General features: G+C 72.2%; 19 protein-coding genes. 3 read left to right on the top strand and 16 right to left on the bottom strand.

The genetic code is table 11. The features are described 5' to 3' along the window. Window positions 1–80: 80 nt before the first annotated feature. The 8 genes from yajC to AB0L00_RS41205 all read right to left on the bottom strand — a co-directional run bounded on the left by yajC (window position 81) and on the right by AB0L00_RS41205 (window position 7,225). A complete protein-coding gene (yajC, locus tag AB0L00_RS41240) occupies window positions 81–608 on the bottom strand; it encodes a preprotein translocase subunit YajC (RefSeq protein WP_364443131.1) in 528 nt (175 codons plus the stop codon). A gap of 156 nt (window positions 609–764) precedes the next feature. After that, window positions 765–1,802, bottom strand: coding sequence for a Holliday junction branch migration DNA helicase RuvB (ruvB, locus tag AB0L00_RS41235; protein ID WP_364443130.1), 1,038 nt, complete (start codon window positions 1,800–1,802; stop codon window positions 765–767). A 148-nt stretch (window positions 1,803–1,950) separates the two neighbouring features. Continuing rightward, on the bottom strand, window positions 1,951–2,553 hold the full coding sequence (gene ruvA / locus AB0L00_RS41230) for a Holliday junction branch migration protein RuvA (protein ID WP_364443129.1): 603 nt from the start codon (window positions 2,551–2,553) through the stop codon (window positions 1,951–1,953). Between the two features lie 94 nt (window positions 2,554–2,647). Then, complete coding sequence (gene ruvC, locus AB0L00_RS41225; RefSeq protein ID WP_345356398.1) at window positions 2,648–3,172, bottom strand: crossover junction endodeoxyribonuclease RuvC; 525 nt, start codon at window positions 3,170–3,172, stop codon at window positions 2,648–2,650. Between the two features lie 95 nt (window positions 3,173–3,267). Beyond that, entirely contained in the window at window positions 3,268–4,410 is a 1,143-nt protein-coding gene (locus tag AB0L00_RS41220; protein WP_364443128.1) for a GNAT family N-acetyltransferase, read from the bottom strand. 67 nt (window positions 4,411–4,477) lie between these two features. Next, window positions 4,478–5,230, bottom strand: coding sequence for a YebC/PmpR family DNA-binding transcriptional regulator (locus AB0L00_RS41215; RefSeq protein ID WP_345356404.1), 753 nt, complete (start codon window positions 5,228–5,230; stop codon window positions 4,478–4,480). After that, window positions 5,227–5,832: a pyridoxal 5'-phosphate synthase glutaminase subunit PdxT gene (gene pdxT, locus AB0L00_RS41210; RefSeq protein ID WP_364443126.1), complete on the bottom strand. Its 606-nt coding sequence runs from the start codon at window positions 5,830–5,832 to the stop codon at window positions 5,227–5,229. Before pdxT ends, AB0L00_RS41215 begins: the two co-directional genes overlap by 4 nt. Window positions 5,833–6,028: 196 nt before the next feature. Continuing rightward, a complete protein-coding gene (locus AB0L00_RS41205) occupies window positions 6,029–7,225 on the bottom strand; it encodes a helix-turn-helix domain-containing protein (protein ID WP_364443125.1) in 1,197 nt (398 codons plus the stop codon). Window positions 7,226–7,361: 136 nt separating this feature from the next. On the opposite strand from AB0L00_RS41205, the gene AB0L00_RS41200 reads away from it, so the two are divergent. Then, window positions 7,362–8,234 carry a Gfo/Idh/MocA family oxidoreductase gene (locus tag AB0L00_RS41200; RefSeq protein ID WP_364443124.1) on the top strand — a complete coding sequence of 291 codons (873 nt, stop codon included), beginning with the start codon at window positions 7,362–7,364 and terminating at the stop codon, window positions 8,232–8,234. Here AB0L00_RS41200 and AB0L00_RS41195 read toward each other — a convergent pair. The 7 genes from AB0L00_RS41195 to pgsA all read right to left on the bottom strand — a co-directional run bounded on the left by AB0L00_RS41195 (window position 8,228) and on the right by pgsA (window position 14,484). Then, a complete protein-coding gene (locus AB0L00_RS41195) occupies window positions 8,228–8,872 on the bottom strand; it encodes a hypothetical protein (protein WP_345356416.1) in 645 nt (214 codons plus the stop codon). The two genes, AB0L00_RS41200 and AB0L00_RS41195, sit on opposite strands and share 7 nt — an antisense overlap. A 216-nt stretch (window positions 8,873–9,088) precedes the next feature. Then, entirely contained in the window at window positions 9,089–10,006 is a 918-nt protein-coding gene (pdxS, locus tag AB0L00_RS41190; RefSeq protein ID WP_308206030.1) for a pyridoxal 5'-phosphate synthase lyase subunit PdxS, read from the bottom strand. Between the two features lie 104 nt (window positions 10,007–10,110). Next, the gene (locus AB0L00_RS41185) at window positions 10,111–11,151 is read right to left on the bottom strand and encodes a DUF3048 domain-containing protein (protein ID WP_364443122.1); all 1,041 of its coding nucleotides are present in this window, start codon (window positions 11,149–11,151) and stop codon (window positions 10,111–10,113) included. 87 nt (window positions 11,152–11,238) lie between these two features. After that, window positions 11,239–11,796, bottom strand: coding sequence for a hypothetical protein (locus tag AB0L00_RS41180; protein ID WP_364443121.1), 558 nt, complete (start codon window positions 11,794–11,796; stop codon window positions 11,239–11,241). Between the two features lie 2 nt (window positions 11,797–11,798). Then, on the bottom strand, window positions 11,799–12,929 hold the full coding sequence (locus AB0L00_RS41175; RefSeq protein ID WP_364443120.1) for a glycosyltransferase family 4 protein: 1,131 nt from the start codon (window positions 12,927–12,929) through the stop codon (window positions 11,799–11,801). Window positions 12,930–12,976: 47 nt separating this feature from the next. Beyond that, a complete protein-coding gene (locus AB0L00_RS41170; RefSeq protein ID WP_364443118.1) occupies window positions 12,977–13,864 on the bottom strand; it encodes a phosphatidylinositol mannoside acyltransferase in 888 nt (295 codons plus the stop codon). Further along, window positions 13,861–14,484, bottom strand: coding sequence for a phosphatidylinositol phosphate synthase (pgsA, locus tag AB0L00_RS41165; RefSeq protein ID WP_364443172.1), 624 nt, complete (start codon window positions 14,482–14,484; stop codon window positions 13,861–13,863). The genes AB0L00_RS41170 and pgsA overlap by 4 nt, the downstream gene beginning before the upstream one ends. A gap of 233 nt (window positions 14,485–14,717) precedes the next feature. On the opposite strand from pgsA, the gene AB0L00_RS41160 reads away from it, so the two are divergent. Both AB0L00_RS41160 and AB0L00_RS41155 read left to right on the top strand, forming a co-directional pair. Then, a complete protein-coding gene (locus AB0L00_RS41160; protein ID WP_364443116.1) occupies window positions 14,718–16,862 on the top strand; it encodes an elongation factor G-like protein EF-G2 in 2,145 nt (714 codons plus the stop codon). A 126-nt stretch (window positions 16,863–16,988) separates the two neighbouring features. Then, entirely contained in the window at window positions 16,989–17,816 is an 828-nt protein-coding gene (locus AB0L00_RS41155) for a polysaccharide deacetylase family protein (protein ID WP_364443114.1), read from the top strand. Window positions 17,817–17,898: 82 nt separating this feature from the next. Here the strand turns inward: AB0L00_RS41155 and AB0L00_RS41150 are convergent, their stop codons facing one another. Continuing rightward, entirely contained in the window at window positions 17,899–18,312 is a 414-nt protein-coding gene (locus tag AB0L00_RS41150; protein WP_345356437.1) for a DUF393 domain-containing protein, read from the bottom strand. Window positions 18,313–18,415 lie beyond the last annotated feature (103 nt).

Raw genomic sequence — 18,415 nt, 5'->3', positions numbered from 1 at the left:
GAACGCGCCCTGGTTTTGCAGTGTTTCTGCTAGGCGGAGCCACGGTCGTCTTTCGTCCTTCGTCTACGGTCAGGTGCTGGTCAGGCCGACGGCTTCTTGCCGGCCTTGTGCTCGCCGTCCTTCAACGTTTCCGCTGGGTTCTTGTCCTCCGCGACGGTCTTCGCGTCGGTCTTCGGCTCGATGTCGTCCTGCGCGACCTCGGGCTCGGCGGCGGCCGTCGGCTCGTCGGCGGCGTGCTCCTGAGCGAGCTCCTCGGCCTCGTCGGACTCCTCATCCTCTTCCTCATCGGAGGAGTCGTCCAGGACCTGGGCGATGGCCTGCTTGACGAAGCGGACCTCCACCCCCGGGGCGATCTCAAGGACAAGCGCGTCGTCCTCCACCGCGGCGACCGTCGCGAGCAGACCGGCGGTCGTCATGACCCGCTGGCCGGGCACGATCTGGTTCTGCAGCTGGGACTGCTGCTGCTGCCGCCGGCGCTGCGGACGGATCAGCAGGAAATAGAAGACCACGACGATGAGGATCAGGGGAAGCAGCGACATCAGCGGGTTGCTGCCGCCCTTCGCCGCGACGACGTGAGTGAGCGCTGTAAAAGTTGTGTTGCCCTGCACCGGGGCATCCTTCCGATGTGAGAGTTGAGCCCGCCGTCGACTTGTTCGCGCCGCGAAAGGCGTGCCATCTGCTGACGGCGACCGGCTCCGGAGTGTAAAGGAGTACCTGAAACCCCGGCAACGACGGGACGAACCCGCGCGCCGAGAAGTTCCCCGTCACTCCTCCGCCACTTCGAAAAGCGTACCTTCCGCTGTGGGCGGCGGCGCGAGACCGAGGTGCCGCCAGGCGGCCGGTGTCGCGATCCGTCCCCGGGGGGTGCGGGCGATGAGGCCCTTGCGCACCAGGAAGGGTTCGGCCACCACCTCGACGGTCTCCGGCTCCTCCCCCACGGCGACCGCCAGGGTCGACAGGCCCACGGGGCCGCCGCCGAACTTGGTCAGCAGCGCCTCCAGCACCGACCGGTCGAGCCGGTCCAGCCCGTCGGCGTCGACCTCGTACAGCGTCAGCGCCTGCCGGGCCACCTCCTCGGTGATCACGCCGTCGGCGCGCACCTCCGCGTAGTCGCGGACCCGGCGCAGCAGCCGGTTGGCGATCCGGGGCGTGCCCCGGGCACGGCGGGCGATCTCGGCACCGCCCGCGTCGTCCATCCGGACGTCGAGGAGCCGGGCCGACCGCTGGATGATGCGCTCGAGGTCGGCCGGCTCGTAGAAGTCCATGTGCGCGACGAACCCGAACCGGTCGCGCAGCGGGGCGGGCAGCAGCCCGGCCCGGGTAGTGGCGCCCACCAGGGTGAACGGCGCGATGTCGAGCGGGATCGCGGTGGCGCCCGGCCCCTTGCCGACCACGACGTCGACCCGGAAGTCCTCCATCGCGACGTACAGCATCTCCTCGGCCGGGCGGGCCATCCGGTGGATCTCGTCGAGGAAGAGCACCTCGCCCTCGGAGAGCGTGGACAGCACGGCCGCGAGGTCGCCGGCGCGCTCGATAGCCGGACCGGAGGAGATCCGCAGCGGCACGCCCAGCTCGCTGGCGATGATCATCGCCAGAGTCGTCTTCCCGAGGCCGGGCGGCCCGGACATCAGGAGGTGGTCCGGTGCCCGGCCGCGCCGCATGGCGCTGTGCAGGACGAGCGACAGCTGCTCGCGCACCCGCGCCTGGCCGATGAACTCCTCGAGGCGCTTCGGCCGCAGCGCCGCGTCGATCACCTTGTCGTCGCCGTCGGCGATCGGCGAGACGAACCGCTCGTCGCTCACGCGCCCGCTCCCCCACCGACGCGGCCCGCGTCGCCACCGGAACGTACGACGGGCGCACCCGCTCCCCCAGCGGCCCGGTACGCCTCCCCGACACGAGACGCGAGCCCCGCCTTGCGCGCGCGCCCGGCTCGTACGACGGAAGCCGGGGTCATCGGCTCAGCCTCCGCATGGCCAGCTTGAGCAGGGTGGCGAGGTCCGGAGTCTCCTGGCCGTCGATCTCGGCGGCCACCGCGTCGATGGCGGCCTCGGCGTCCCTGCCGGACCAGCCGAGATTCGTGAGGCCGGCGTGCACCTGGTCGCGCCACGGCACGGCGCGGGTCACCGGGAGGGGCGTGTCCAGGTCGTCGGTGGGCGCGCCGAGGCGGTCCTTGAGCTCCAGGACGATGCGCTGGGCGCCCTTCTTACCGATGCCCGGCACCTTCGTGAGGGCGGTGACGTCCTCGGTGGCGACGGCGCGGCGCAGGGCGTTCGGCGGGTGGACCGCGAGCATGGCCAGCGCGAGCCGGGGGCCGACGCCGCTCGCCGTCTGCAGCAGCTCGAAGATCGCGCGCTCGTCGTCGTCCGCGAAGCCGTACAGCGTGAGGGAGTCCTCGCGGACGATCAGCGAGGTGGGGACGTGCGCCTGGTCGCCGACGCGCAGCCCGGCGAGCGTGGCCGGGGTGCACTGGACGGACAGGCCGACGCCGCCGACGTCGATGACGGCCCCGTCCGGCCCGGCGCCGGCGACCTTCCCGCTGACGAATGCGATCACTGCCCTGTCCCTCCGTGCACCGCGAGCCGACCGGCCGGGCGTGCGTCCTCACCGTGGCCGGCCGTAACCGCCCGGGAGCGGCCGTCCTCCGCGCTCACCTCTCGACTCCGTACCTTCTCATCCTCGCCGCCTGGATGCGCGCCTGAGCGCCACCGCGCCACACGTGGCAGATGGCGAGGGCCAGCGCGTCGGCGGCGTCGGCGGGCCGCGGCGGGGCGTCCAGCCGCAGCAGCCGAGTGACCATGCTGGTCACCTGGGCCTTGTCGGCCCGGCCGTTGCCGGTGACGGCGGCCTTGGCCTCGCTCGGGGTGTGCAGCGCGACGGGCAGCCCCCGCCGCGCCCCGCAGACGATCGCGATGGCGCCGGCCTGGGCGGTGCCCATGACGGTGGAGACGTTGTGCTGGCTGAACACCCGCTCGACGGCCACCGCGTCCGGGCGGAACTCGTCCAGGAACCGCTCCAGCCCGCGCTCGAGACCGACCAGCCGGGTCCCGATGTCGTCGTCGGGACTGGTGCGGATCACGTCCACGCTCACGAGCCGCAGTTGCGCGCCCGGCGCGCCGTCGACCACGCCCACCCCGCACCGGGTCAAGCCGGGATCGACGCCGAGTACCCGCACGACCACTCCTCTCCGCTCCGAACAGATGTTCGCAGCGAGGCTACTCGCCGCGTACGACGTCGGGCCGCCACGGCCCCGGCGTGTCGCATCGGAGATCAGAAGTAGTCGAGCATGTACGGCGTCCCGCCGAACGCCGCGTCGAGGAGCGCGTCGGTGGAGGCGTCTCCCTCCGCGAGGCCCGAGCGGCGCAGGCGGATCATCGGGACGCCCGCGTAGAGGGCGGCCAGCCCCCGCGCGGACAGGTGGACGGCGCCCGGTTCGGCCTCGGCGCGGGTCAGGGCGCCGTGCCCGCCGCCGATGGTCAGCCGCCACGCGCCGGCGTTGCCCGGCCGCTGCTCGTCCGTGACCGCCAGGGGGATCTCCGCCGACAGGCCGTCGGGAAAGCCGCGCGCGGCCACGGCCGCGGGCGCGTCGAGCACCCGCAGCATCCACGAGACGCGCTTGATCTCCTCGCTGGAACGGTCGCGCAGGAGCCAGAAGAGAGGGTCGTCCGGGGCGACGCAGGCGTGCACGCTCCGGGCGACCGACGAGCCCGATCCGACCAGCGCCCACAGCGCCCTGGCCGTCTCGGGGGAACCCGCCACGCAGCGATGCACGATGAGGTCCCGGCCGTCGGCGCTCCAGCCGTAGGCGAGGAAGCCGTCCTCGGCGAGGTAGGCGAAGACGTCGTCGCCGTCCAGCAGGTCGAGGAACCAGTCCTCGCCGCGATCGATCGGCCCGTTGTCCCGCGCCTCGGCGTGCAGCCGGCGCAGCACACCGACGATCTCCGGGACGTCGTCCCGCCCCGCGCGCCGGACCTTGACCGGGCCGGTGGCGAGCGTGCGCAGCGCCTCGGCCGGGACGGTGACGAAGTGCTGCGCGCCCGCGTGTTCGTACCCGGCGGAACGGTAGACCGGCGCGGTGGCCGGGTACAGCGCCGTGAGCGGCAGACCGTCCATGAAGTCCAGCAGGCCCCGGGCGAGGTGGCGTCCGATCCCGCGGCCGCGCTCCTCCGGAGCGACGTACACGCTGGCGACGCCGCCCATCGGCACCGGACGGCCGTGCCACCACTGCTCGAACCGGTGGTACCGGCCGGAGCCGACGAGACGATCGCCGTCGTAGATCCCGAGGACCTGTCCCCGCCGCACGGCGGGGCGGAACTGACGGAGCCACTGCGCCTGGTCGGCCGGCCCGAAGGCCCGGATCCTCAGGTCGTAGGCGGCAAGGAGGTCCTCCGGGGCGAGCGCGCGAATGTCCACGTGGGTACGCTACGGCATCGCCCGGGGCGCCCGCGCCGGAGCCGGGCGCCGCTCCCGCCCCGGCGGATCAGGCCTCGATCTTCTCCATGATCTCGTCGGAGACGTCGAAGTTGGCGAAGACGTTCTGCACGTCGTCGCTGTCCTCCAGCGCCTCGAGGAGGCGGAAGACCTTCTTGGCGTTGTCCTCGTCGACGGGGACGCTGACGCTCGGCAGGAAGTTCGCCTCGGCGGACTCGTAGTCGACGCCGGCGTCCTGCAGGGCCTTGCGGACCGCGACGAGGTCACCGGCCTCGGAGATCACCTCGAACGACTCGCCGAGGTCGTTGACCTCCTCGGCGCCCGCGTCGAGCACCGCCATCATGACGTCGTCCTCGGAGGTGCCCTCCTTGGGCACGATGATGACGCCCTTGCGGTTGAACAGGTACGACACCGAGTTCGGGTCGGCCAGCGAGCCGCCGTTGCGGGTGAGGGCCGTGCGCACGTCGGAGGCGGCGCGGTTGCGGTTGTCGGTGAGGCACTCGATCAGCACGGCGACACCGCCGGGGGCGTAGCCCTCATACATGATCGTCTGCCACTCGGCGCCACCGGCCTCCTCGCCCGCGCCGCGCTTGCGGGCCCGCTCGATGTTGTCGAGCGGCACGGAGTTCTTGCGGGCCTTCTGGATCGCGTCGTAGAGCGTCGGGTTGCCGTCCGGGTCGCCTCCGCCGGTCCGGGCGGCCACCTCGATGTTCTTGATGAGCTTGGCGAAAAGCTTGCCCCGCTTGGCGTCGACGGCGGCCTTCTTGTGCTTCGTCGTCGCCCACTTGGAGTGGCCGCTCATTGGGTTCCCTTCACCATGTCGAGGAAGAGCCGGTGGATCCGCGCGTCGCCGGTGAGCTCCGGATGGAACGACGTCGCGAGCAAGTGCCCCTGCCGGACCGCAACGATCCTACCGGCGGCGTCGCCGGACTCCGCACGACCGAGGACCTCGGCGTCGCCGCCGACCGACTCCACCCAGGGCGCCCGGATGAACACCGCGTGGTACGCCGTGTCGAGGCCCGTCACGTGGATGTCCTCCTCGAAGGAGTCGACCTGACGGCCGAAGGCGTTACGGCGCACGAGCATGTCGATGCCGCCGATGGTCTCCTGACCCTCGGCGCCGTCGGCGATCCGGTCGGCCAGCATGATCATGCCGGCGCAGGAACCGTAGGCCGGCATGCCCTGTTCGATCCGTTTGCGCAGCGGCTCCAGCAGCTCGAAGGTGCGCGCGAGCCGCCACATCGTCGTGGACTCCCCACCGGGAATGACGATGGCGTCGACGCGCTCGAGCTCCTCCGGACGGCGTACGGACTCCGTCGAGGCGCCGCAGGACTCCAGCGCGCGCCGGTGCTCACGGACGTCGCCCTGCAGTGCGAGCACGCCGATCGTCGGGACAGCAGCCACGAATCAGCCCTTCAGAATGAGATGTACGGACAATGAGCCTAGTGCCTGTCATAACAACGACAGCAGGGAGTGATCTTCCCCCGCTCGCGTGGCGCGCTCCGCCCGCCGCCTGCCGCGCGTCGCCTCCCGGCCCGCGCCCGTCACCTGCCGCGCGTCGCCTTCCGGCCCGCGCCCGGCGTCCCGCCCGCGCCGCGCCTCACATCTGGACCGCGACGGACCGCGCCATGCGGCGCAGCTCCGGGGTCAGGTGCCCGACGTCGACCACGACGTCGCCGACCACGGCGCACGCCGGTCCGGCGGGTGAGAACGACTCGGCGCACAGGCTCTCGGCCGCGCGCAGCGTCTCCTCCGCGGCCCGCAGGTCGCGGATCTCCGCCTGGGCCCGCGCGACCTCGATCAGATGGCGGCCGTACGACCTGCGCGGCAGCTCGTCGGCGTGCACGTCCTCGGCCGCGCGCAGTGCCAGGCCGGGCTCGTGGAGCATCGCGTAGTCGCGGGTGGCCTGCGTCGCCACGCGGGCCGGGCCGAATCCCACGTGGTGGTCGAGGCGATCGCGGGCGAACCGGTGCGCGGCCGACCCGGCGATTCCCAGATACTCGGTCATCGACGCGGTGCGCTCCGCCGCGCTGGCCGCCGCCATGGCGGCCAGCATCAGGCCGCCCCACACCGTCAGGTCGCGAAGTGCGGTCTCGTCCATCGCCGGCTCGGTGCTCGCGGCGATCGAGAGCGCGTGCTCCTCTGACGCCCGGTGGCGGCCCTCGCAGAGCAGGGTCCACGAGTAGGTGCCGTGGAGCGTCTCCCACTCGAGCTCGTCGCCGCCGCCCTCGGCGGCCCGGATCGCGCGTTCGGTGGCGATCTCGGCGAGGTCGCACCTGCCGTAGTGCACGAACAGGCGCGCGGCGAGTTCGTGCGCCTCGGCGAGCGGCCCGGCCGCGCCCGGCCCGAGCTCGCTCGACGCCAGGCGAGCCTCACCGATCAGGCCCGGCAGGACCCCGGCGAGCCGCCTCAGGTTCCCCGCCCGGTAGTCGTGCCAGGCGGCGTCGACGGCTGCGTTCAGCTCGGCTAGATCGGGTGCCTCGCCGGCGTCGTCGGCGTCCATGCCGGGCATCGAGTCCGCCGACGCGACGACGTCGCGGACCTGTCGGACGTCGTCGGGCATGGCCGGGGCGCGCTCCTCGGGCCGCCGACCGCCGAGCAGCCGGGAGATCCCGACGTTCAGCGCGTCCGCGAGCCTGGTCAGCGAGGTGTAACGCGCCGTCTGCCGCCGGCCGTGCTCGAGCTTCTCGATCAGGTCGACGTCCACTCCGGAGTCGTCCGCGAGTTCCTGCCGGGTCAGGGAGCGCCCTTCGCGGAGCGACCTGAGTCGGTCACCGATGTTGTCGGGCTCGGACACTGTTCTGCACCCCCTGGTGCCACCTGCGCTCCGATGTGGCGCTGCATTCAAGGCTATGACCGAACTATCCAGAGCGGAATGCCTCAAACCGGATATCGGGCGCTGGTCGAGAACCTGCGGAGCCTATGGTGGAGAGGTGGAGGTCACGGTCGGCCTCGCCGGCGCGGATCACCGGGCCGCAGAGGCCTACGCCCCGTCGATCGCGGCGCATCCGGACCTTGTGTTCGCCGGCGTATGGGCGCCGTCGCCGCAGGACGCGCGGCGGCTCGCCGAACGCCACGCCGTTCGGGACTTCGCCCGGCACGACGACCTGGTCCGGGAGTGCGACGCCATCGTGTACGCGCTGCCACCGGCCACTCAGGCCGAGTTCGCCCTGATGGCGCTGGGCCACGGCAGGGCCGTCCTTCTCGGCCGGCCGATCGCCGGCGACCTCGCGGGGGCGGAGCGCCTGGCGATCGCGGCGCGGACCTCGGGCGCCCCGACCCAGATGGCCCTGACCTGGCGCTACGCGCCCGCCGTTCGGGAGTTCCTCGCCCAGGAGGTACGACGGACGCGGCCGCGCGGCGGAACCGGACGGTGCGTCGCCGCCCCGCCGATTTCCGCGCCCGCGCTGCCGGCCGAACGCGGCGTGCTCCGGACCCTCGGACCCGACCTGATCGACCTGCTCGACGCCGCTCTCGGGCGCGCCCTCGCCGTACACGCGCGCGTCGACTCGTCGGGATGGACGGGGCTGACGCTGGAACACCCGGACGGCCGGTTCAGTGAGGCGTTCCTGTTCCCCACCGACGACGCCGGATCGCACCGCGCCGACGCGGAGGTCTTCGGGCCCGGCGGGGTGGCGGAGCTGGACTGCGCCGCCGCGGTCGGACGGGACGCGTACGACACGATGATCGCGGAATTCGTCGAGGCGATCCACGACGGCAGGCCGCATGAGCTCGACGTGCGCCACGGCCTGCACCTGCAACAGGTGATCGAAGAGGCCGACCTGAAGGTGCTCGCCGGTCAGTGAGAGCCTCTGCCCATCCTGCTCAGTGAACGGATCTTGAACCGGCGGAGCGAGAGCTCCAGGGGCAGGAAGCCGTCCCGGCCGCGCTCGCCGAGGCCCCGGCCGAACAGGTACTCGCGGGCCAGCGCCAGGCCGAACTCCTCGTAGTCGAACGGCAGGGGTACGTCGGGCGCGCCCTCGTCGATCGCCTTCCAGAAGGGCGCCTCCGCCGGAAGCCGCTCGCCCAGGTCGACGACGACGCCGTCCTCGGCCGTGACGAACACGTCGCGGCGCGGCCGGTCGCCGGCGTACCACCGGAACCAGCACCCCGACACCATGCTGTGCAGGACGAGCACGCCGCAGGTCGATCCGGGCAGCGCCGCCGCGATCTGGTCGGCGAGCGTACGGGCCTGGTCGTCGACGTCGTAGAGCCGCCGGTCGCAGACGACCAGCGCGTCGCCGTACGCGCCGACGAACAGCTCGTCCTCGAACGGCCACAGCGCGAAGTCCAGGACCGTGTCGCCGCTCTCGACGATCGCCGACTCGGGGTAGAGCCGCCGCGCCAGGTCGGCGGCGGCGTCCGGGTCCGGGGTCAGGCCCTGCCGGAACGCCCGGACCGGATCGTCAACGCTCGCACACGCGAGCGCGATGGACCACGCCATGGGTCTCGTCCCTCCTGCGGCCACTGCACGGGTACCGCGGAAGCGTCACGCCGCCGGGCCCAGTCAGGGTAGCCCGCCGACGCCGGACTGGGGAGGGCCCGACCGTGCCAGGATCTCGCGCGCCCGGGTGACGGGCCCTCCGGGCCCCCTGGCCGGGGGCCCCTTCTCCAGGATGCTCGGTCCTCATGCCCGGACGGCGACGCGGGCCCGTCGTCTTTACCAGCCGCGTCCGGCGAGCCGGTCGGAGTCCTGCAGCGTCGAGACGTTGATGCCGACCATCGCCTCGCCGAGCCCGCGGGACACCTTGGCGATGACGTCGGGGTCGTCGTAGAAGGTGGTGGCCTTCACGATCGCCTCGGCGCGCTTGGCCGGGTCACCGGACTTGAAGATGCCCGAGCCGACGAACACGCCCTCGGCGCCCAGCTGCATCATCATCGCGGCGTCCGCCGGGGTGGCGATGCCGCCCGCGGTGAACAGCACGACGGGCAGCTTGCCGGCCGTGGCGACCTCCTTGACCAGCTCGTACGGGGCCTGCAGCTCCTTGGCCGCGACGAACAGCTCGTCCTCGGGCAGGGCGCCGAGACGCCGGATGTCCTGGCGCAGCCGGCGCATGTGCGTCGTGGCGTTGGAGACGTCACCGGTGCCGGCCTCGCCCTTGGAGCGGATCATGGCCGCGCCCTCGGTGATGCGGCGGAGCGCCTCGCCGAGGTTCGTGGCGCCGCAGACGAAGGGCACGGTGAACGCCCATTTGTCGATGTGGTTCTCGTAGTCGGCCGGGGTCAGGACCTCGGACTCGTCGATGTAGTCGACGCCGAGCGCCTGCAGGACCTGGGCTTCGACGAAGTGTCCGATGCGCGCCTTGGCCATGACCGGAATCGACACCGCGTTGATGATGCCCTCGATCATGTCCGGGTCGCTCATCCGGGAGACGCCGCCCTCGGCGCGGATGTCGGCGGGCACCCGCTCGAGCGCCATGACCGCCACGGCGCCGGCGTCTTCAGCGATCTTGGCCTGTTCCGGGGTGACGACATCCATGATCACGCCGCCCTTGAGCATCTCCGCCATGCCCCGCTTGACGCGGGCGGTGCCGGTCTCCGGGGTGGCAGTGGGCTGGGCGGGGGTGGCAGTGGACACGGGCTACCTCTTAGGAGAAATCGATCACGCTTGTCGCTCTCCATGGTAGTTCCAGGTGGGAGGGGCCGGTGCCGGGCTCCGCCGAGGCCCGATCACGCCCGCGTTCACGGGGTGACGGGACGGCCCGCGTTCACGAGGACGACCCAGACCTGGCCGGGCGCGAACGTCATCGGCTGCCCCGACGGGGTGGTGAAGGTCGTGCCCTGATCCTCGGCCGCGCGGGACCAGCGGGCGTCGTACGCCTTGCCGTCGCGCAGCACCGTCGCGGTGCCGCTCCCCACCGTCTGCACCAGGGGCGTGTAGTTGCCCAGGAAGTCGTGGAACTGCGACCGGGTCGTGCGGGCCCGCTGGACCACGACCGTCTGGCCGCCGAGCCGCCCGCCTTCGGCGGCCTGATCCGGACGGCCGTCCTGCGACACGAGCCAGCGGTGTTCCTTGGCCGACCAGCGGAATTCGAGCGTCGCCGACGGGTAGCGCGCGGTGTAGGACGTCGTCGGGGTGCCGCCGGACGGCGCGGTCCCGAACCGGAAGCCGATGTCCCGGGCCTTCGTCGCTCCGGGGGCGCCGGCGAGCAGCTGTTGTGGTGACGCGTACAGGTTGTACGGAGCGGGATGCGGTCCGAGCCGGGTGTAGGCGGCGGACGCCTTGTCCGGGGACACGTCGATCAGCGGCGCCCGGGCGAGGTAGGGCTTCATCTTGCTCTGCACGCCGGAGTAGGCGAAGGCGGGGCGGCCGAACTGCGGCAGGATGTGCAGGTCCGAGACCCGGGCGCTGCGGACCGGCCCGACCCGGGGCGGAAGAGTCGAGGAGTAGACCGCCATGATGCGGGACAGACCGCCCTCGACCTGCTCGACGTAGATGATGTCCGCCGAGCGCAGGCCGCGCTGCGGCTTCGCGGATCGCGTGTTGTCCACCTTCACCGCCAGAACGGGGCCGTTCCGGGCGCCCGGCCGGCCGGTGAACGGATGGACGGCCTGGGCCGACGGGGAGGGGGTGGCGGACACCGCCGGGGTGGGGGTGCCCACGGCCCGCGGCGGGGCGGCGCTGTCCGGCTCGCTGGAACACGCCGAGAACGTCAGGACGGTGAGCGCGGCCGCGCTCAGTACGGCGGCGCGTTGACCTTTATGCGGCTGGAGAACGGACATGAGGCGTCCTCTCCCACTATTCCGGGAAAGGGCCAGACTAGCCGAACGGCTCGTCCGCCGACGGCACCGCCCGCGCATCCGGGCCGGTCAGCGCGCCGGCACCGCTCCGGCCGAGGGCTCCGGCGGGGCGTCGTCGATCTCGAAGAACTCCGGGAGCGGCGCCCGGCCGGCCAGGTGCAGCAGGCGCGGCAGGAGTTTGCGCCGCGCGGCGCGCGTCGCGGTCACCGCGTTGTTGTAGAAACTGCGCGCGTACGCCGCCTTCCGCGCGGCGGCGTCGAGCTCCTCGAGCAGGGCCGCGCCGTCCCCGCGGCCGGCGAGGGTGTCACGGAAGCCCGGCTGCTCGATGACGGCCCGCAGCGCGCGGGACAGGTCGCTCTCGGCGAACTCCCGGTTGTCGGCGTCGGCGATGCGGGCCTCGTGCGCGGCCGCGGCCAGCAGCAGACTCGTGGCCGGGTCGAGGAGGCGGGAGGCGGCGAGCTCCAGGGCGACCGCCGCGCGCCGGACGAGCGCGACGTCGAGCCCGGCGCGCGCGGTCTCCAGGCGCACGTGCAGCCGGTCGATGCGGGTGGCGCGCCAGGAGACGTAGACGCCGAGCAGGATGACGACCGCGGCGGCGAGCGCGATGTTGAGCAGGACGTGGTACATGCTCAGATCGCCGACGTCTCGACGACGGTGGCGTCCCCGGCGACGGTCTCGTACACGCGTACGACGTCGCGGGCGACGGTCGACCAGTCGTAGGCGCGCACGGCCGTCTTGGCCTCAGCCGACAGCTGCTTGCGGCGGGGCGGGTCGTCCAGCAGGTCGGCCGCCGCGGCGGCCAGCGCCTCCGCGTCGCCGACCGGGAACAGCGCCCCGGCCCGGCCGTCGAGCAGCACGCGCCGGAACGCCTCGATGTCACTGGCGAGGATCGGCGCTCCGGCCGACATGGCCTCGGCCAGCACGATGCCGAAGCTCTCCCCGCCGGTGTTGGGCGCGACGAACACGTCGACGGAGTGCAGCGCGCGGACCTTGTCGGCCTCACTGACCAGGCCGAGCATGACGACCCGGTCGCGAAGATCCGGTGAGACCCGGGCGAGGATCTCCTCCTCGTCGCCGGGCCCGGCCAGCAGCAGGCGCAGCCGAGGCCGTCGCCGGCCCAGGATCTCGAACGCGGCCAGCAGGATCGGCAGGCCCTTGCGCTGCTCGTCCATGCGGCCGAGGAAGCCGAGCGCGCCATCGTCGCCGGGCCAGCCGGGCAGCGGCTCGGCCATGGCGTAGCGCTCGGTGGTCACGCCGTTCGGGATGAGCACGGCGTCGCCGCCGAGGTGCTCGACGAGGGTCTTGCGCGCCTTCTCCGACACCGCGATCCGCGCGGTGATCTTCTCCAGGGCGCTCTGCAGGATCGGGCCGGCCGCCGACAGCGCCCGGGACCGCTCGAATGAGGCGTGGAAGGTGCCGACGATGGGCCCGTCGGCGGCCCAGCAGGCCAGGAGGCCGAGCGATGGGGCGGCCGGCTCGTGCACGTGGAGGACGTCGAACCCGCCCTCCCGGATCCAGCGGCGCACCCGGCTCGCGGACAGGAACCCGAACGCCAGCCGCGCCACCGAGCCGTTGTAGGGCACCGGCACGGCGCGGCCCGCGGAGACGACGTACCAGGGCAGCGGCGTGTCGTCGTCGGCGGGCGCGATCACCGACACCTCGTGGCCGAGCGCGACCAGCGCCTCGGCGAGGTCACGGACGTGCTGCTGGACGCCGCCGGGAACGTCCCAGGTGTAGGGACAGACGATCCCGATCTTCATCGATCGTCCGCCCTTCCCGCCGCCCGTGCCATCTCACTCATCTCATCTCACCGGAGGTCCTCGAGCCAGACCCGCTGCAGCATGTGCCAGTCCTCCGGGTGGGCGGCGATGCCGCCGGCGAAGACGTCCGCGAGGGACTGCGTCATCGCGCGGACCTTGTCCTGCCGCTCTCCCTCGTCGGGCACGGGGATCTCCTCGTGGACGCGGACCGCCCAGTCGGCTCCTTCGTACCACAGGGTGACCGGGCGCAGCGCGGCGCCCGTCTCGATGGCCAGCGCGGCGGGCCCCGCGGGCATCTTCGCGGTTTCGCCGAAGAACTCCACCTCCACGCCCGACGCGGTGAGGTCCCGGTCGGCGACCAGGCAGACCAGGCGGCCCTCGCGCAGCCGGGCGGCCAGGGTGCGGAAGACGTCGCCGTCGCCGCCGCTGGCCGGGAGCACCTCCATGCCGAGGCTCGCCCGGTAGGCGATGAACCGGTCGTACAGCGACTCGGGCCGCAGCCGCTCCATCACCGTGGTGAACGGCACCCCGGACAGCGTGATCCAGGCGCCCGCGTGATCGTAGTTGCCCATGTGCGGGAGGGCCGCGACGGCGCCGCGCCCGTCGTCGACGTCCTTGCGCAGGTCCTCGATGCCGGTGATGCGCATGCCGGACAGGATCCGCTCCCGCCGGGTCGCGGGCAGCCGGAACGCCTCCATCCAGTAGCGCATGTACGAGCGCATGCCCCGGCGGCTCAGCTCGCGCAGGTCCTCTTCGGAGACGTCCGGGCCGACGACCCGGCGGAGGTTCTTCTCCAACTGCAGCACGCCGCGGCCGCGCTGCCGCCAGGTCCGGTCGGCGATCAGCAGGAAGATGTCCCGGGCGATCGGCTCGGGCAGCCGGCGGACCGCCGCCCAGCCCAGCGCGTACGCCGCGTCCGCCGCCTCGTCCCTCATGACGGTTCGCTCACCTCGAGCACCTCGAGCTGGCGGCGCACCGCCACGAACCGCTGCACGACGGTGATGGCGCTGGCCACGGCGAGCAGCCAGAGCCCGATGGCCAGGACGTACGGGACGCCGAGCCCGTCGAGGCCGATCGCGACGAGGCTGACGATCAGCCGCTCGCCGCGCTCGGCGATGCCCACGGTGGCGCCGACGCCGATGCCCTCGGCGCGCGCCCGCGCGTACGAGACCAGCGCGCCGGCCACGAGGCAGAACAGCGCGAGGCCGATCATCAGCAGGTCCTGGTGGTCCTGCCGGGCGAAGTAGAAGATCAGCCCAGAGAAGATCGCCGCGTCGGACACCCGGTCCATGTTGGAGTCGAGGAAGGCGCCGAACCGGCTCGTCTTCCCCGTCACCCGCGCCACGGCGCCGTCGAACATGTCGAAGAACACGAACACCGTGATGACGACGGTTCCCCAGAAGAACTCGCCGCGCGGGTAGAAGCCGAGCGCGCCGCCGACGACGCCGAGCGTGCCGATGAGGGTGATCGCGTTCGGAGTGAGACCTGTGCGGGCCAGCGCCCTGCCCACCGGCGTGATCACACGCGAAAGGGCCGGCCGCAACTGGTTGAGCATTGCCATCCTCTGATCGTGTTCTGGCCGCGATTTCATCGCCCCGTGGCCGTAGCCGCGCCATCCCCCGGGCGGGCCAATCGTAGTGCGTGGCGTCGGTGCAGGTGGGAACGGCTCATATCAGGTAGGCCTCAACCCGATCCTGGTCACCCCTTGTGATATGTGGCCGGGGCGGTAATGGTGGTGACCACGGGTGTGGCGCCCGTCACACCCATCCGTCCTTTGGAGGTGGGCACGTGGCGGACAAGACAGCTCCCCAAGCCGCCGGTAGGGCACCGACGGTCGACCAGCCGGACAAGATTCGCAACATCGCGCTGGTCGGCCACTCCGGAGCGGGTAAGACGACGCTCGTCGAGGCGCTGCTCGCTGCGACCGGTACCATCCAGCGGCCCGGTCGCGTCGAGGACGGCTCGACGGTCAGTGACCACGACGAGGTCGAGATTCGCCAGCAGCGCTCGGTGAACCTCTCGCTCGCCTCGTTCACGCACGCGGGGATCAAGATCAACCTCCTCGACACTCCGGGCTACGCCGACTTCGTCGGCGACCTGCGGGCCGGGCTGCGGGCGGCCGACGCGGCACTGTTCGTGGTCTCCGCGGTCGACGGCGTCGACGGCCTCACCCGGATGCTGTGGGAGGAGTGCGCGCTGGTCGGCATGCCGCGCGCGGTCGTCATCACCAAGATCGACCAGCAGCGGGGCGACTTCGACGAGGTGCTGACCGCCTGCCAGGACGCCTTCGGCGAGGGCGTGCTGCCCTGCTACTTCCCGTGCGAGGCCGGCCTGATCGGCCTGCTCACGGGCAAATGCTTCGACTACTCCTCCGGCGAACGCGTCGAGCGCGACCCGGACCCGGAGTTCCTGGACCGCCTCACGGAGCAGCGCGGCGCCCTCATCGAGGGGATCATCCAGGAGAGCGAGGACGAGACGCTCATGGATCGCTACATCTCCGGGGAGCAGATCGACGTCAAGGTCTTGGTCGAGGATCTGGAGAAGGCCGTGGCGCGCGGCAGCTTCTATCCCGTACTGGCCACGTCGGTCCCGCACGGGGACCACCCCGGGCCGGTGATCGGCATGCGCGAGCTGCTGGAGGTGATGACGCAGGCGTTCCCGTCTCCGCTCGAGCACGGCATCCCGGCGGTCACCAAGGTCGACGGCTCACCGGCGGGCGACCTGAACTGCGATCTGAGCGGGCCGCTGGTGGCCGAGGTCGTCAAGACCACCTCCGACCCGTACGTCGGCCGGATCTCGCTGGTCCGGGTGTTCTGCGGCACGCTCCGGCCGGACGAGACCGTGCACGTCTCCGGGCACGGGCTGGAGGACCGCGGCCACGAGGACCACGACATCGACGAACGGGTCGGCGCGATCACCTCTCCGCTGGGCAAGGCCCAGCGCACGATGTCCTCCTGCATCGCGGGGGACATCTGCGCGGTCGCCAAGCTCACCCACGCCGAGACGGGCGACACGATCTCTTCCAAGGACGCCCCGCTGCTGATGGCGCCCTGGTCGATGCCGGATCCGCTGCTGCCGACGGCGATCCAGGCCAAGTCGAAGGCCGACGAGGACAAGCTGTCCCAGGCACTGGCCCGGCTGGTGGCCGAGGATCCGACGCTGCGGCTGGAGAACAACTCCGAGACCCGCCAGCTCGTGCTGTGGAACATGGGCGAGGCGCACGCCGACGTGCTCCTGGACCGGCTGCACAGCCGGTACGGCGTCGAGGTGGAGACCGTGCCGCTACGGGTTCCGCTGCGAGAGACCTTCGGCGGTAAGGCCCAGGGCCTGGGCCGGCACGTCAAGCAGAGCGGCGGGCACGGGCAGTACGGCATCTGTCACATCGACGTCGAGCCGCTGCCGTCCGGCGGCGGGTTCGAATTCGTCGACAAGATCGTCGGCGGCGTCGTCCCGCGGCAGTTCATCCCGTCGGTCGAGAAGGGCCTGCGGATGCAGATGGAGCGCGGGGTCATGGCGGGCTACCCGATCGTCGACGTCCGGGTCACCCTGCACGACGGCAAGGCGCACTCGGTGGACTCCTCGGACATGGCCTTCCAGACCGCCGGGCAACTGGCGCTCAAGGACGCGGCGGGCAAGACACAGATCCTGCTGCTGGAGCCGGTCGACGAGGTGTCGGTGCTGGTCGCGGACGACTACGTCGGCGCGGTGATGTCGGACCTGTCGTCCCGGCGCGGGCGGGTGCTCGGCACCGAGACCGTCGCCGGCGGGCGTTCGCTGATCAAGGCGGAGGTCCCGCAGCTGGAGATCACGCGGTACGCCATCGACCTGCGGTCGATGTCGCACGGCACCGGGACGTTCAGCCGCTCGTTCCTGCGGTACGAGCCGCTGCCGTCGCACCTCGCCGAGAAGGTCGTCGCCGAGGCGAAGGAGTAGCCCGTGCGCCGTGTCACCCGTACGCCCGGCGTACGGGTGACACGGCACGCCAGAGCGCCTGGGAGGACAAATCGCTCATCCTCCGGGATGACGATTTGTTAACCAACCGTTTGAGATGATCTCGGCATGGCTGATACGGGGGCTGAGGAGCACGGCAGACGCTCGGTTCTGCGCGCCGTGGCGCTCGGTGGCGCGGGGGCGGCGGTCGGACTGGCCGCCGGAGCGGCGATCGACTCGGCGGAGGCGGCACCCGCCACGCCCCACTCGGCGATGGCCGTGCCGTCGGCGGGGCCGTGGCGGCCGGGCGAGGGGCACGTCGACGTGACCTGGGCGGTGAACACCTCCCAGAAACTGGTGGCCCTCACCTTCGACGACGGCCCGATGCCGAACTGGACGCCGATGGTCCACGACATCCTGGACGAGGAGAAGGTCAAGGCGACGTTCTTCCTCGTCGGGCAGCGCCTCGTGCGCAACGCCCGCCTCGTGCACGGCCGGATGGACCGGCATGAGGCCGGCAACCACACCTGGGCGCACCGGAACCTCGCGCAACTCGACCACCCGGCGGCGCTGTCCCAGATGCGGCGGGCGCACGCCGCCATCTCGGAGATCACCGGACGGGAGCCGCGGCACCTGCGCCCGCCGTACGGCAACATCGGCGGCACGACGCTCAGCGCGGCGGGCGTTCTCGGCTACAACCTCGTCCTGTGGTCGATCAAGATGCTGGAGAAGACGTACGAGAAGCATCCGCCCAAGCTGGTCGACTACATCGTGAACAACACCGCGCCGGGCACGATCCTGCTCGCGCACGACACCGGCCACCAGGACCGCCTCGTGGCGCTGCGGAACCTCTCCCCGATGATCCGCGGGCTGCGCGCCAAGGGTTTCGAGTTCGTCACCGTCTCCGAACTGATCCAGGCGGGCGCCGCCGCCCCGGGCACGCGCCCGGCGCAGTGACGGCGGACGGCGACCCCTCGGTCGGCTGACCTTCCACGCCCGCATCTCCAAACGCCAGGGCCGCGACGACCTCGCCCGCCGCTCAGCGGGCTCCGGGGCGCTCGGCAGCGGGCAGGACGCAGGCCGGGGTGCCGCCCGGCAGCCGGTGCCGGTTGTTCGCGATCAGGCGGTACAGCCCGTGCGCGGCCCAGCGGAACGGCGCGACCCGGACGAGGAGACCGAGCGGCCGCCAGCACCCGCCGGCACTGATCAGCACCCGGGCCACCGCCTGCGCTCCGCCGTGGACGCGACCGGCCTCGATCCAGAGCACCTCGTACGCGGCACGCTCGGCGGTCGTGCCGAGCGCCGCCAGGTCCGCGTCCTGGAAGGCGACGACCTCGGCGTCCGCCGGCACCCGCAGCCGACGCCCCTCGGACGGCCCGGTGTCCCCGATGAGCCGGACGGCCTTCGTACAGATGCCGCAGTCCCCGTCGTACACCAGAACCGGTCGCCCCATGAGCCTCATTCTCGCCGAGCCGGTCAACCGCCACCGGTGCGGGGCGGAGCCGACGGCTCGCCGCGGGCCCTGCCGGTATCGGACCCACGGCGGTGCCTCAGCG

The organism is Actinoallomurus sp. NPDC052308 (assembly GCF_040679195.1).
In the GTDB taxonomy this organism is placed as follows: domain Bacteria; phylum Actinomycetota; class Actinomycetes; order Streptosporangiales; family Streptosporangiaceae; genus Actinoallomurus; species Actinoallomurus liliacearum.
Note: the sequence above shows the minus strand (reverse complement) of the source record. Positions and strands in the feature narration are given on the sequence as shown.

Excerpts from the sequence above, each read along its gene's own strand:
- pgsA (WP_364443172.1), bottom strand. The coding sequence starts at position 14,484 with ATGCTCAACCAGTTGCGGCCGGCCCTTTCGCGTGTGATCACGCCGGTG.
- AB0L00_RS41185 (WP_364443122.1), bottom strand. The coding sequence starts at position 11,151 with ATGTCCGTTCTCCAGCCGCATAAAGGTCAACGCGCCGCCGTACTGAGC.
- AB0L00_RS41215 (WP_345356404.1), bottom strand. The coding sequence starts at position 5,230 with ATGAGCGGCCACTCCAAGTGGGCGACGACGAAGCACAAGAAGGCCGCC.
- AB0L00_RS41170 (WP_364443118.1), bottom strand. The coding sequence starts at position 13,864 with ATGAGGGACGAGGCGGCGGACGCGGCGTACGCGCTGGGCTGGGCGGCG.
- AB0L00_RS41195 (WP_345356416.1), bottom strand. The coding sequence starts at position 8,872 with ATGGCGTGGTCCATCGCGCTCGCGTGTGCGAGCGTTGACGATCCGGTC.
- AB0L00_RS41150 (WP_345356437.1), bottom strand. The coding sequence starts at position 18,312 with ATGGGGCGACCGGTTCTGGTGTACGACGGGGACTGCGGCATCTGTACG.
- AB0L00_RS41175 (WP_364443120.1), bottom strand. The coding sequence starts at position 12,929 with ATGAAGATCGGGATCGTCTGTCCCTACACCTGGGACGTTCCCGGCGGC.
- AB0L00_RS41180 (WP_364443121.1), bottom strand. The coding sequence starts at position 11,796 with ATGTACCACGTCCTGCTCAACATCGCGCTCGCCGCCGCGGTCGTCATC.
- AB0L00_RS41155 (WP_364443114.1), top strand. The coding sequence starts at position 16,989 with ATGGCTGATACGGGGGCTGAGGAGCACGGCAGACGCTCGGTTCTGCGC.